This window comes from Streptosporangium sp. NPDC002544, from assembly GCF_040295965.1.
Classification (GTDB): domain Bacteria; phylum Actinomycetota; class Actinomycetes; order Streptosporangiales; family Streptosporangiaceae; genus Streptosporangium.
In genome coordinates this window covers 63553-77201 of the sequence record NZ_JBEOWJ010000010.1, presented here as the reverse complement: position 1 = coordinate 77201, position 13649 = coordinate 63553, and the positions used below count along the sequence as shown (strand labels likewise).

The window sequence follows — 13649 nt, the reverse complement described above, 5'->3', positions numbered from 1 at the left end:
GGGGCGGACGAGACCTTCGGCCTGGTAGGCAATCATCGATGCCGCCGGGCCGAAGTCGTGCCCGAAACTCCCCGGGTGCCCCCCTTCAGCCCGGCCGCACGCGCGGGAAGGGCACCCTCCATTGGAAGCGTTCTGGATCAGTCTTGTTGTGATCTTCGTCGCGGAGTTGGGCGACAAGAGCCAGCTCATGGCCATGACCTTCGCCACCCGGTTCAAGCCGTGGCCGGTCCTCGCCGGAATCACCCTGGCCACCGCGGTGGTCCACCTGGTCAGTGTCGGTCTCGGCGGGCTGGCCGGTGACCTTCTCCCCACCACGGCGATCACGATCATCGCCGGAATCGCCTTCCTCGGCTTCGCCCTGTGGACGCTGCGCGGGGACGAGCTGACGGACGAGGAGGCCCAGAAGGCGCAGCGCACCACCCGATCGGCGATCATCGCCGTGACCGTCGCCTTCTTCCTCGCCGAGCTGGGCGACAAGACCATGCTCGCCACCATCACCCTCGCCACCCAGCACGGCTGGTTCGGCACCTGGATCGGCTCGACCGTCGGCATGGTCGCCGCCGACGCCCTGGCCATCCTGGTCGGACGGATGCTCGGCAAGCACCTGCCGGAGAAGGTCATCAGGTACGGCGCCGCCGCCGCGTTCGCCGTCTTCGGCGTGATCCTGCTGCTCGAACCCCTGCTGGCCTGACCGTGCTCCTCCCCGACGGAGCGGCGACCGGTCAGGCCAGCCGGGCTTCGATCTCCCGCACGCTGGGATTGACCAGCGCGGATCCGTCAGGGAGGAGCACGGTGGGGATCAGCCAGGAGCCGCCGCCGAGGTCGGTGATGAGCTCGATCGCGCCGGGCGTCCGGTCGACGTCCACCTCGACGAAGGGGATCTCCGCGCGGGTGAGCGCGGCCTTCAGCCGGTGGCAGTGACCGCACCACGGAGCGCTGTAGACGGTGAGGGAGGACATGGATTCCCTATTCGAAAGGTGGGTTTGACGTGAACGACGACCAGTGAATATTCTCACTCGCCAAGTGGATGTTAATGGTAGACACAGCAGCTGAGCGGGCTGGCTGGTCGCACGAAAGTGGGTCCCTGTGACCGAGCTCCCCGACGTCGCCCTCACCCGACGGTCCCTGCTGAGATCCATCGCCATCGTGAGCGGCCTGGCCGCCGTCCCCGGCCTCGCCGCGGCCTGCGGGTCGCCCGAACCGGCGGCCGGGGGCTCGGCTGGGGCGGCGAAGTCCCTTGACGTCCTCAAGGTCGCGCTGCCCTCCTCCCTCGGCTCGCTCGATGCGAGCAAGGAGGCGGGCATCATGAACTACGTCGTCGCGCTCCTGTGCCAGGAGGCGCTCGTCGGGGTGGGGCGCGACGGCAGCCTCCAGCCATCGCTCGCCGAGTCCTGGACCAGGAAGGACGCGACGACCTATGTCTACGCCATCCGCCAGGGCGTGACCTTCTCCGACGGGACGCCGCTGACCGCGGACGACGTCGTGGCCAGCCTCGACCTGCACGCGCGAAAGGGCTCCACCTCGGCCTTCGCGTACGCGTACGCCAACGTGAAGAAGATCGACGCGAGCGGGCCGGCCGAGGTCACGATCACGCTGAAGCGGCCCGACGCCTCGTTCGCCTGGACGCCCTCGCCAGGCACCCTCATGGTCACGAGCAGGAAGTTCATCGAGGTCTCCGGCGACGGCATCGGCACTCCCACCGCGAAGATCCTGGGCACGGGCCCGTACCGGGTGACGGAGTTCGCCCCCGACTCGCACGTGACGCTGGAGCGCAACGATGCCTGGTGGGGAGGCAAGGCCCCGTACCGCCGGATTGAAATCGACTTCGTTCCCGAGGAGTCGACCAGGCTCCTCGCCATGCGCGGCGGGTCCGTTGACGTGGCGCTGAACGTGCCCGCCGAGCAGATCGACCAGTGGAAGGGGCTGCCCGGTGTCGAGGTGAAGGCGGCGAGTGATCGCTCCCTCGTCACGCTCGCCTTCAACACCGCCAAGAAGCCGTGGGACGACGTCCACGTCCGCAGGGCGGTCGCCCACGCCGTCGACAGGGAGGGAATCCTCCGCAGCGTGCTGCGCGGTCACGGCAGGGTGGCCACCACGCTCACCGACCCCGCCCAGTGGGGCGGTGTGCTCGGTGAGGCGGAGGTGGAGAACCTGTACGCGAGCATTCCGCAGTACGGGTTCGACCTGGCCAAGGCACGTGCCGAACTGGCCGCCTCCTCGATGCCCGGCGGCTTCGCCGACGTGCTGACCTACCCGAACAGCGGGCCGCAACTCGGCAGGGCCGCACTGACCCTCGCCGAGAACCTCAAGGGCATCGGCATCACCCTTGAGGTCAAGGAGGTCCCGCTGGAGCAGTGGATCGCCGAGCTCGGCAAGCACGCCTCCGGCGTCTACCTGGGATGGTACTTCGCCACCACGGGCGACCCCGCGGAGTACATCCAGCAGCTCCTGAACGGTGCCGCCACCGGTGTGAACGGCACGAACATCGCCGAGTATGCCAATGCCGAGGTGACCGGGCTGCTCGACGAGGCGAAGACCGGAACCGACGACACGGCACGCGGCAGGCTTCTCGGGGAGGCGCTGGTCAAGGCCGCGGGTGACGTCCCGTACCAGCCGCTCTGGTGGGGAGAGGCGGCGACGGCCTTCGGCCCCGGCGTGGGGACCGGCGAGTTCGGGCCCTACTTCTTCGTTGGTCCCTGGGCCACCGAGATCACCACCCGCTCATGACCGCGGCGCTGGAGGCGTACGCCGCACTCGCCGGTCTGCGCGTGCCCGAAGCCGTGGTGCTGGATCCGGAGGGGGCCCGCGTCGCCTGCGTTCTTCCGCGCCCGGACGGCCGTCCCGTCGCACACGTACTCGACCTGTCCGGAGCCGAGAGCGGGAGCCGAGGACCGGTCCCGGTGCCCGTTCCCGTGGCGGGCACGGGGACGGAATGGCACGCGTTGACGCGGTGGCTGCCGGACGGGAGGCTGCTGCTCGCCGCCGGTGACGGCCCTGACCTCGACCACGTCGAGGTCCGTTCCCCCGGCGATCCGGTCCCCGCCTGGCGGGTCCGGGTGGGAGGGGAGATCGAGGACCTCGTCCCCGGTGGTGACGGTACCGTGCTCGTGCGGTTCGCCGACCCCGGCAGCGAGCGTGACGGCAGCCACCTCGGCCTCCGGGTCCGTGACGAGACCGATCCCTTCGTCCGCACGCCGGGCGACAGGCGCAGGCGGCTCGCGTGGGCACGGGTGGGCGACGGGGAGCTGCGGCCGGTGCCGCTGCGCGGCCTGACCGTGTGGGACGCCGATTGGCGGGACGGCGTCGTACTGGCCGTCACCTCGGCCGACGAGACGCCCGCCGGGTACTACCGGCCCGCCCTCGACCTGGTCGATCCCGAGAGCGGTGAACCCCGGACCCTGCTGCGCACCTCCTGGCAGCTCAGCCGCCCCCGGCTGGCGCCCGGCGGGCGTACCGCCGTCGTGGTCGAGGGGCTCTCCATCGTCTCCGGGCGGATCATCCGCGTCGACCTCGTCACCGGGGAGGCGACGCCACTGGCCGCCGTCGACGACGTCACCGATCTGGGCTGGTTGGATGAGGACACCCTGTGGTTCGCCGGGTGGTCGGGTACCGGCACGCACGGCGGTACCCTGACCGCCGACGGCCGCCCGCTGACCCGCTGGACCTCCTGGGGAACCCTGGGCGGGCGCGACGGGCAACCGTCACTCTCGGTGGATCGCACCGGTGCGCTCGCCGTCGCCGTCTGGGAGACGGCCGAATGCCCCCCAGAGGTGGCGGTCGCCCAGGTGGCCAAGGGCGACTGGCGCCAGGTCACCGATCTCAACGCCGCGCTGGCGCCGCTCGCCGTGCACCAGGAGGAGGTCTCCTGGACCGGCCAGGACGGCCTCGCCGTCCAAGGTCTCCTGCTGCGGAGGTCGCCGATCTCACCCGCCGTCACCGTCGATCCCGCCGTTTCCCCGAACCTCTCCCCTTCCAGCGGTCCCGCCGGCCCCACGGGAACCGGCGGGACCGGGGCGGGGCCGTCGCCGCTGGTGGTGATCGTGCATGGAGGGCCGACCTGGCTGTGGTCCACTGCCTTCGCGCCGGCCGAGTCCGGCGGGCTCGCCGCCGCGCTCGCGCACGCGGGGGCGGCCGTACTGCTGCCGAACCCGCGCGGGAGCAGCGGGCGCGGCCAGGAGTACGCGCGCCGGGTCATCGGGCGATTCGGCGAGGACGACTTGGGCGACGTCCTCGCGGGGGTGGACCACCTCGTCGCGGCCGGAGTCGCGGACCCGGAGCGGATGGCGGTCATGGGGCTCAGCTACGGCGGCTACCTGAGCGCGTGGGCGGTGACCCGAACCGGCCGGTTCCGGGCAGCCGTGGTGATGTCCGGGGTGAGCGACTGGCTCAGCTTCGCCACCGCGAGCAACCTCGGTGGCGGCTTCGACCTCCTCTACCACCGAGGGGCCGACCCCGCCACGCCCCAGGGCAGGGAGTTTCTCGCCGCCCGCTCGCCGGTGTGCCACGCGGCCGGGGTCACCACACCGACGCTGATCCTGCACGGCGCCGAGGATCGCACCACCCCCGTCGGGCAGGCGGAGCAGCTCTATCGTGCCTGGTCTGCGGCCGGCGTCCGGACCCAGCTGGTCGTCTACCCTCGGGAGGGCCACGAGCTGACGGAGGGAGCGCACCGCGGGGACGCGGCGGAGCGCGTGGTCGCGTGGCTGACAGGGAACGGGGTGCTCTGATGGCGGGGCGTGACCGGGTTCTCTTCCTGCTGCGCAGGTTCGCGGGCACCGTCGTCGTCGTCGCGTTGCTGTCGGTCGGCATGTTCGGTCTGCTCTACCTCGCCCCCGGCTCGGTCCAGCAGACCCTGCTGGGCACCCGCCCCGCCACCCCGGAGACCATCGCGGCGATCCAGGCCCGCTACCACCTCGACGAGCCGCTGCCCGCGCAGTACCTGCGCTGGCTCGGCGGCGTCCTCCACGGCGACCTCGGGACCTCGGTCAGGACCGGGATGCCGGTCGCCGACATGATCGGCCAGCGGCTGCCGCTCACCCTGGCGCTCGTCGGGTACGGCGCGCTGCTCGCCCTGCTCGTGGGGGTTCCGCTGGGCGTGGTCGGGGCGCTGCGGCGGGGCCGGGCCGCCGATCGCCTCGTCGTCACCGCCGGTGTGGTGGGGTTGAGCGCCCCGCCCTTCGCGGTCGGGCTGCTGTTGCTCGTGGTGTTCGCCGCGGGGCTCGGCTGGTTTCCCGTGTACGGGACGGGCGAGGGCCTGGCCGACCAGGCGTGGCACCTCACGCTGCCCGCGGTCGCGCTGGCCGTCGGCGCCGTGGGCATGTTCGTCCGCTTCAGCAGGGCGGCGCTCATCCGCGAGCTTGACCAGGACTACGTGGTCTTCGCCCGCGCGCGTGGCCTGGGCGGCGCGGCCGTCCTCGGATACGCGCTGCGCAACTCGCTGGTCCCCATCCTCACCGCGGCCGGGCTCATCGTGACCGGCATGCTGGCCGGGACCGTGCTGGTCGAGGTGACGTTCGCGCTTCCCGGTCTCGGATCGCTGCTCGTCGACTCGGTCACCTTCAAGGACGTCCCGGCCGTCCAGGCGCTCGGGCTGCTGTTCACCCTGCTCATCGTCGCAGTCAATCTGCTGGTGGACATCGGCTACTCGGTGGCCGACCCCCGGGTCCGGTTCGGCGGGAGGACATCGTGAGCCCCACGGGCGGGCACGCTGTCGTGTCGGGTGGGAGGCTGCCGTGATTCGCTGTATCTCGCCTGAGGGGGCACCGTGAGAGGCCGTTTTCCGGCGGTCGCGCGGCGCCGTCCCCAGGTGGCCGTGGCCGGCGCGCTGGCCGTCCTGCTCGCCGTGGCCGTGGCCGCGGTGCTCTCGCCCTGGCTGGTGCCCGGCGCGACCGACCAGGACCTCGTGCTCGGCATCACCGGCCCCGCGCCAGGTCATCCGCTCGGCACCGACGACCTTGGCCGCGACGTGCTGGAACTACTCGTCGCGGGAGCCCGTACGGCCGTTCCCGGCGCGCTGTGCGTCGCCGCCGGGTCGATGCTGATCGGCAACCTCATCGGGTTGCCCGCCGGATACTTCGGCGGCTGGGCCGACGCGCTGGCCATGCGCTGGGCGGACCTGATGTTCTCCCTGCCCGCCCTGCTGGTGGCGATCGTCGTCGCCGGGGTACTGGGCGGAGGGTACGGCCTGGCGGTCGCCGTGCTCGTCGTGCTGTTCGCCCCCACCGACACGAGGGTGGTGCGCGGGGCCGTGCTCGAACAGCGGCACCGCCCCTACGTCGAGGCGGCACTGCTCAAGAACCTCTCCGCGTGGCGGATCATGACGAGGCAGATCTGGCCCAACATCGCCTCGGTCACGCTGGCCAACGGGTTTCTCAACTTCGCCTACGCCCTGGTGTCCCTGGCCTCGCTGTCCTTCCTCGGCCTGGGGGTGCCCGCGGGCTCGCCCGACTGGGGGCGCACCCTGGCGGACAATCGGGCCCAACTGCTCGTCAACCCCTGGGCAGTGGTCGCCCCCGGCCTCGCCATCATCCTCACGGCCGCCGCGCTGAACATCGTCGGTGACTGGCTCCACGAACGCGTCGATCGCCGGGGAAGGGCACGTTGAGATGAAGGAGTCCACCGGAACCGGGGCGACCGCCGAGCCCGCGATCCGGGTCGAGGGAATCAAGGTCCGGCAACCCTCCACCGGGCGGACCCTCCTGTCGGAGGTGTCGTTCGAGGTAGCGGCCGGAGAGTCGGTCGCCATCGTGGGGGAGTCGGGTTCGGGCAAGTCCCTCACGGTCCGTGCGATGCTCGGCCTGCTGCCTCAGGGGCTGGAGGCCACGGGGCAGGTGCGCATCGCGGGCGAGCGGGTGGACGACGACCCGCGTGCCCGGCGGCGGCAGCGCGGCGGCGTGGTCTCCCTCCTCATGCAGGACCCGTTCACCCTGCTCAACCCGTTGCGCCGGGCCGGGCGCCAGATCGCCGACGGGTTGCCGAAGGGCGCGGACGCGGCCGTCGAGGTGCCGCGGCTGCTGGCGGAGGTGGGTCTGCCGGCGAATGTCGCGGGGCGCTACCCCTTCCAGCTGTCCGGCGGCATGCGCCAGCGGATCGGGCTGGCCGCCGCGCTGGCCGGAGGGCCGCGGGTGCTGGTCGCCGACGAGCCGACGACCGCGCTCGACGCCACCACCCAGCGCGAGGTTCTCTCCCTCATCCGGCGTGTCCAGCGCGAACGGGACATGGCGTTCGTCCTCATCACCCACGACCTGCGCCTGGCCTTCTCCACCTGTGACCGGGTCATGGTGATGTACGCGGGACGGGTCATGGAGACCGGCAGTGCGGCGGCCGTGCGGCATGAGCAGTTCCACCCGTACACCAGGGCGCTGCTGGCGGCCGAGCCGCCCGCGGACCGGCGGCTCGCGGTGATCCCCTCAGTGCCGGGGGCCGTCCCCGCGCACGACGCGGCGGCAGGGCGGTGCGGGTTCGCCGACCGGTGCTCGCTGGCCGTGCCGGAGTGCTGCGCGGGAGTGCCGGAGCCACGTCCCGTACGCGTGTCGGGGCGCGTCCGCGAAGGGCGGCTGTCGGCGTGCCTGCGGGCAGCCGAGCTGCCTGCGCCGCCCGCGCCGGAACCGGGGGTCGTCTCCAGAGCGCCGGTCGCGGCCGAGCCGGTGCTGGAGGTGCGTGACCTGCGCCGGTGGTTCGCCGGGAGCCCGCACCCGGCGCTGGCGGGCGTGAGCCTGACGGTCGCTCCGGGCGAGGTCGTCGGTGTGGTCGGCGAGTCCGGATCGGGCAAGACCACGCTGGCCCGATGCGTCGCCGGGCTGGAGCGTCCGGACGGGGGTGCGATCCTGCTTGGCGGCGCGGATTGCTCCGACTACGGGCGGATGGGGCGCGCGGCCGTGCGCCAGGCCCGCCGGATCTCACAAATGATCTTCCAGGACCCCTATTCGACGCTCAACCCCGCCCGGACCGTGGGGGCGACCCTGCGGGAGGCGCTGTGGGCCGACGGCCGTCCCGCCGGGCCGGACGACCTCGCCCGGCTCCTGGAGTCGGTCGGCCTGGCCCGCGACATGGCCGGGATGCGCCCGGCAGGGTTGTCCGGCGGTGAGCGGCAGCGGGTGGCGATCGCCCGCGCGGTGGCGGGCGAGCCCCGCCTGCTGATCTGCGACGAGCCGGTGTCGGCGCTCGACGTCTCGGTCCAGGCTCAGGTGCTGGGTCTCCTCGCCGAGCTGCGGGAACGACTGTCCATGGCGATGCTGTTCATCACCCACGATCTGGCCGTGGTCCGCCAGATCGCCGATCGGCTCTACGTGCTGGAGTCGGGGACGTGCGTGGAGACCGGCCTCGCCGACCGGGTGCTCGACGCGCCCGAGCATCCCTACACCCGGGCGTTGCTGGCCAGCGTCCCCGACGGCTCCGGCGACTGGCTGGACTGACCGGCTCGCGCGCTCCGGCGGAGAACCGCCCGTGACGGTCGTCAGTCCTCGGAGAACGAGATCAGGGTCAGAACGCGGCAGGCGGCGGAGCCGGTGGCGTAGACGTGGTCGGACTCGGCGGCGAAGCGCACGGCGTCGCCTGCGGCGATGGTGACCGACCACTCCTCGGTCTCGACGGTCACCTCGCCGGAGACGACGTAGGCGTGTTCCACCGAGCCGCGGCCGTGGGAGCTCTTGGCGCTGCGGGTGTCCGACGGGATGTGGCCCTCGGCCAGTTCGAAGCGGCGCCGGTCGGGGGCCGCGAACAAGGCGCGGACCGTCGTGTCCCCGGCGGGGAGGACGAGTCCCTCGTCGTGGCGGATCACCTCCGGGCCGGTCAGGTGGACCCGGGTCAGCTCGCCGAAGGTCAGTTCCAGGGAGGCCGCGAGCCGCGACAGCACCTCGACCGTGGGGTTGGCCACGCCGCGCTCGACCTGGGAGATGAGCGCCTTGCTCACGCCGGTCACCTCGGCCAGCTCGCGAACGCTGAACCCTCGGGCTAGGCGGGTGCGGCGCAGGTTGGCGGCGATCGCTCCGCGCACCCCCGAAGACTCAGGGGGAGCGGGTGTCATGCCGACGGCGATGCCATTCTCGCGCTGCACGTCTGTCTCCTCTTCCCGATCCGATCGGTATCCATGATGCAGGAGGTCAGCCGATCAGGGCGAGGCGGTGGGCGGCAGCGGCCGCCTCGCCCCGGGTGGAGACGCCCAGCTTGCCGAGGATGTTGGAGACATGGACGCTCACGGTCTTGGCCGAGATGAACAACTCGGCGGCGATCTCGCGGTTGGACCGTCCCTGGGCGACCAGCCGGAGCACCTCCAGTTCGCGCGGGGTCAGCAGCTGCTCCCCGCTCCCCGTCCGGTCGATGAGGGAGATCCCCACCCGGCGGGCGAGCGAGGAGATCTCGCCCGCCAGTGGCCGGGCGGAGATCGCCACGGCGATCGGATGGGCGGTGCGCAGCCGGTCGGCGGCACCGTCGCGATCGCCTGCACCGGCCGCCGCCCGTCCGGCGTGCAGCAGTGACCTCGCCTGCGGGAGGGGACGGTCCAGTCGTTCCCAGGCCGCGGCCGCGGCGTCGTGGTCGCGGGCGACACCGAGCCGGTAGGCCTCGGAGACGGGGTTGTCCACGGTCATCGCGGCCGCCGCCTCCTCGACGCGGGCGCGCAGCGCCGCCACCCGTTCGGGGGCGAACGCCCCGATCGTCTCGCAGACCCCTCCGAGCAGGTCGAGCATCCGCCAGCCCAGCATGGGCTTGCTCATGATCCGTTCCTCCCGGGCCACCCGCTCGGCGACCTCCAGCGCAGCCAGCGGCTCCCCGTCGAGCATGTGCAGGCCGATCAGGAGCCGGGAGTTGGTGGTCAGCTCCTGGGTGAACTCCTCCGAGGCGGCGTCGAAGGCGCCCACCTCGTTCAGGACGGACCTGAGCACGTCCGTCTCGCCCCGGGCGAGCGCCACGTCGGCGCGGATCCGCCGCAGGTGGTGGCGGGTACGCAGGATGGGGTCCATGCCCAGGGCCTGCTCGGCCAGCTGGGCCGCCTCCTCGAACCTGCCCAGCGCGTCCAGCGCCTCGGCCCGGTTGTTGGCGATGAAGGTGCCCTGGACCCGGTAGAGGCCGTACTTCCTGGCCAGTCGCTCCCCTTCGAGCGCCAGCTCGATCGCCTCGGCGGAGCGGCCCATGTTGTTCAGCGCGTCCACGTTGTTGGCGAGGGCGCGCAGCACGCTGCCGCCGGAGCCGACGCGCTCGCCGATCGCCTGCGCTCTCGCGTTGAGCCGGGCCATGGCGTCGATGCGTCCCGCGATCGAGTCGCCCAGCGCGAGGTTGAGCAGCAGCTCGGCCTCCAGGGGCTCCTCGCCGTACTCGCGCACGATCCGCAGCGCCTCCTCGGTGAGCGCCGTCCCCTCGTCCAGTTCGCCGCTGAACATCAGGTACGACCCCAGCTTGGACAGCACCTCGGCGCGGTCCAGCCCCGGTTCGGGGACCAGCCGCTCGGCGTAGCGGAGATCGTCGAGCACCCCCGGCTTCCGTTTGGCCTTCTTGAACTGCGACCTTCGTACCAGCAGGTCCGCCACCCGCGCGGGCTCGGTCCGCTCGTCGAGCTCGTCCAGTGCGGCCTTGACGAACTTGCTGCCCCTGTCGACCTCCCCGCACGCGCTCGCGGCCTCCGAGGCGCGCTCCAGGACCGTGGTGTGGTCGACACCGATGCGTTCGGCGGCGTCGGGGACCTTGCTCCACAGCGTGAGCACCCGCTCAAGCAGCTGCATCATCTCCTTGTAGGCGAAGGTCTTCGCGGCCTTGCCCGCGGCCTCCCAGGCGGAGATGAGGGCCCAGAGGTCGTTTCTGGCGGAGTGCCAGTGGTGGGCGATCTCGATGGCGGCCCGGCCGGGCGGGACGAGCGCGCGGTCGTTGCCGATCTCCTCGGCGAAGCGGGCGTGCAGCCGTACGTGCTCACCCGGCAGGAGCTCGTCGTGCACGGCCTCGCGGATCAGCGCGTGCCGGAAGACATAGGCGTGGCCGTCGGTGACCTGCAGCACGTTGGCCGCGATCGCGGTGCGCAGCGCGTCGTCGAGGTCGACGTCGGACAGGCCGCTGACCGCGGCGAGCAGGGCGTGGCCCACCCGGATGCCGCCGGCCGCGGCGATGCGCAGCACTCGCTGGGTCTCCTCGGGGAGCCGCTCGACGGAGCCGATGATCAGGTCGTGCAGGGAGTCGGGGAAGGTGCAGTCGCCGCCGCACTCCATCAGCGCCTCGACGAAGAGCGGGATGCCCTCGCTGCGCTGGAAAACCCTGTTCACCTGGGCGAGCTCGGGTGCGGTGCCGAGGATGCCGGCCATCTGGGCCGCCACCTCCGGCAGGGTGAGCCGGGGCAGGTCCATCCGGAGGACCCCGTCCAGCCGGCCGAGCTCGGCGAGCACCGGCCTGAGCGGGTGCTGGCGATGGAGCTCGTCGGAGCGGTAGGTGAGGACCATCAGCACGGGTGCGGCGCGAAGGTTCCGGCTGAGGAAGGCGATCAGGTCGCGGCTGGAGCTGTCGGCCCAGTGGACGTCCTCGATGAGAAGGATCACCGGCCGGCTCTCGGCGAGCCGTTCCAGCAGGGTGAGAACCTGCTCGAAGAGCCGAGCCCGGGCGGTGTCGCTCTCCGTGTCGCCGCTCGGCTCGCCGAACTCGGGCAGCAGCCGGGCCAGGTCGCGCGCCCCTCCCTCGGGGAGCAGCGCCGCGACCTCCTCGGCACCGCACTCGCGGACGAGCTGGCGGATCGCCGCGGTGAACGGCGCGTAGGCGAGGCCCTCGGTCGACAGCTCCACGCAGCCCCCGTTAAGCACGTGGGCGCTGTCGGCCGAGGCCCGTTCCGCGAAACACCCGATCAGCCGTGACTTGCCGACGCCGGCCTCGCCGCCGAGCAGCACCGTCGTCGCCGCGTTCTTCTGTGTCTGTTCGAATGCCTCGGTCAGATCCGCAAGCTCCGCCTCCCGTCCTACAAAGACGGGGCTTACCGCCCGACCCACCATGTCCGTCAGCATGTCATGCCTTACAGGTAGCACTCTCCTTATTTTTCGCTCGGTGAAATCGATCTTCTATGGGGGCAGAGAGGCCCGGCCGGACAGCAGGCGGCCGGGCTCTCGGGACGTGGTCATGCCGGAATGATCTTGCCGAGGAGGCCCTTGCGGCGCTTGCCGCCCGAGCGGGCCTTCCTGGCCTGCTGGGCTTCGCGGGCGAGGCGGTGGCTGTCGGCCTGCTCGCGGAGCTCGGCGGTCCTCTGGGTGATCATCTGGAGGTGAAGCTCGGGACCCATGGGGGTTCCTTCCTGGTGTGGCGCTTTCCTTACACACTCAAGATTCGTCCTAAGGCCCCCGGTCCCACATCGGGAGGATGTCCTATATCCGGGCCGCTCCGCGCCCCACCCCATACCTAGACCCTGTTTCGGCCACCGCGGATCGCGCCTGCCGGCTCGCCCGGAGAAGGCCGCCGAGCGGCGCCGATCCGAGCCTGGCCTCCCTCACCCCGCTCGCGTTCGCCGTGGGCGTGCTCGCCGGGGAGGTGGTTCCAGGTGCTGTCCGGCAATCCGGTGGAGTGATCCACCGGTGGGGAGGCTCCGGATTTCCGGCCGCCTCATCCGCGAACGGTTCCGTGTCGCCGGCCCCCGCGCGACACGGAGAGCCCGGACCCGGCGGATGTTGACGAAAACCGACGGGAGGGCTGTGCAAGGTCCAGTTTGGAACTAATCACACCAGTGGGCATGCTGGAGAGGTGTCAACTATGACTACCTCGCTCGCGGACGTGGCCACGTCCAACGCCACGCTGCGAACCTTCCTGCACGGCCTGCCCGGTGTCGATCGCGTGGGCGCCGACCAGCGCGCCGCGATGCTCGGCACCCGATCCATCAAGACGACCGCCAAGGCCCAGGCCATCGATCTGGCCATCGGCATGGTGGACCTGACGACCCTGGAGGGAGCCGACACCCCGGGTAAGGTCCGCGCGATGTGCGCCAAGGCCCTCCACCCCGACCCGGCCGACCCCTCGGTACCCAGGGTGGCCGCGGTGTGCGTCTATCCCGACCTGGTCGCCGAAGCCGCGACGGCGCTGAAGGGCACCGGTGTCAAGGTGGCCAGCGTCGCGACCGCCTTCCCCAGCGGACGCTCCTCGCTCGACGTCAAGGTCGCCGACACCGTCTTCGCGGTGGCGGCCGGAGCCGACGAGATCGACATGGTCATCGACAGGGGCGCGTTCCTCGCGGGTGACTACGTCAAGGTCTTCGAGGAGATCGTCGCGATCAAGGCCGCCTGCGGCGCCGCCCACCTGAAGGTGATCCTGGAGACCGGAGAGCTGTCCACGTACGACAACGTGCGCCGCGCGTCCTGGCTGGCCATGCTGGCCGGGGGCGACTTCATCAAGACCTCCACCGGAAAGGTGCAGCCCGCCGCGACCCTTCCGGTGACGCTGATCATGCTGGAGGCGGTTCGCGACTTCCTGGCCGTGACCGGCCGGAAGGTCGGGGTGAAGCCCGCGGGCGGCATCCGGACCACCAAGGACGCGATCAAGATGCTCGTCCTGGTCAACGAGACCGTCGGCGAGGGCTGGCTCAGCCCCGACTGGTTCCGGCTCGGCGCCTCCACACTCCTCAACGACCTGCTGATGCAGCGCCAGAAGATGGCCACCGGCAGGTACGCGGGTCCCGACTACTTCACCCTCGACTAAGG

General features: G+C 71.7%; 11 protein-coding genes. 7 read left to right on the top strand and 4 right to left on the bottom strand.

All coding sequences use genetic code 11. The features are described from left to right. Positions 1 to 121: 121 nt before the first annotated feature. On the top strand, positions 122 to 691 hold the full coding sequence (locus tag ABT061_RS17085; protein WP_350918013.1) for a TMEM165/GDT1 family protein: 570 nt from the start codon (positions 122 to 124) through the stop codon (positions 689 to 691). A gap of 31 nt (positions 692 to 722) precedes the next feature. Here ABT061_RS17085 and ABT061_RS17080 read toward each other — a convergent pair whose 3' ends face one another. Beyond that, positions 723 to 959, bottom strand: coding sequence for a glutaredoxin family protein (locus tag ABT061_RS17080; protein WP_030921755.1), 237 nt, complete (start codon positions 957 to 959; stop codon positions 723 to 725). A gap of 127 nt (positions 960 to 1086) precedes the next feature. Here ABT061_RS17080 and ABT061_RS17075 point away from each other — a divergent pair, with 127 nt between their 5' ends. From ABT061_RS17075 to ABT061_RS17055, 5 genes are all read left to right on the top strand, one after another. Beyond that, a complete protein-coding gene (locus ABT061_RS17075) occupies positions 1087 to 2727 on the top strand; it encodes an ABC transporter substrate-binding protein (protein ID WP_350918010.1) in 1641 nt (546 codons plus the stop codon). Next, entirely contained in the window at positions 2724 to 4727 is a 2004-nt protein-coding gene (locus ABT061_RS17070; protein WP_350918007.1) for an alpha/beta hydrolase family protein, read from the top strand. Before ABT061_RS17075 ends, ABT061_RS17070 begins: the two co-directional genes overlap by 4 nt. Further along, positions 4727 to 5689, top strand: a complete 963-nt coding sequence (locus ABT061_RS17065; protein WP_350918004.1) for an ABC transporter permease — start codon at positions 4727 to 4729, stop codon at positions 5687 to 5689. Before ABT061_RS17070 ends, ABT061_RS17065 begins: the two co-directional genes overlap by 1 nt. Before the next feature lie 75 nt (positions 5690 to 5764). Further along, a complete protein-coding gene (locus ABT061_RS17060) occupies positions 5765 to 6604 on the top strand; it encodes an ABC transporter permease (protein WP_350918001.1) in 840 nt (279 codons plus the stop codon). A gap of 1 nt (position 6605) precedes the next feature. Beyond that, a complete protein-coding gene (locus tag ABT061_RS17055; RefSeq protein ID WP_350917998.1) occupies positions 6606 to 8414 on the top strand; it encodes a dipeptide ABC transporter ATP-binding protein in 1809 nt (602 codons plus the stop codon). A 41-nt stretch (positions 8415 to 8455) separates the two neighbouring features. On the opposite strand, the gene ABT061_RS17050 is transcribed toward ABT061_RS17055, so the two are convergent. The 3 genes from ABT061_RS17050 to ABT061_RS17040 all read right to left on the bottom strand — a co-directional run bounded on the left by ABT061_RS17050 (position 8456) and on the right by ABT061_RS17040 (position 12244). Then, a complete protein-coding gene (locus ABT061_RS17050) occupies positions 8456 to 9055 on the bottom strand; it encodes a helix-turn-helix domain-containing protein (RefSeq protein ID WP_350917995.1) in 600 nt (199 codons plus the stop codon). Between the two features lie 46 nt (positions 9056 to 9101). Next, complete coding sequence (locus ABT061_RS17045) at positions 9102 to 11960, bottom strand: helix-turn-helix transcriptional regulator (protein ID WP_350917992.1); 2859 nt, start codon at positions 11958 to 11960, stop codon at positions 9102 to 9104. A gap of 122 nt (positions 11961 to 12082) precedes the next feature. Beyond that, the gene (locus ABT061_RS17040; protein ID WP_350917989.1) at positions 12083 to 12244 is read right to left on the bottom strand and encodes a hypothetical protein; all 162 of its coding nucleotides are present in this window, start codon (positions 12242 to 12244) and stop codon (positions 12083 to 12085) included. A 464-nt stretch (positions 12245 to 12708) separates the two neighbouring features. Here ABT061_RS17040 and deoC point away from each other — a divergent pair, with 464 nt between their 5' ends. Further along, entirely contained in the window at positions 12709 to 13647 is a 939-nt protein-coding gene (gene deoC, locus ABT061_RS17035) for a deoxyribose-phosphate aldolase (RefSeq protein WP_350917986.1), read from the top strand. Positions 13648 to 13649 lie beyond the last annotated feature (2 nt).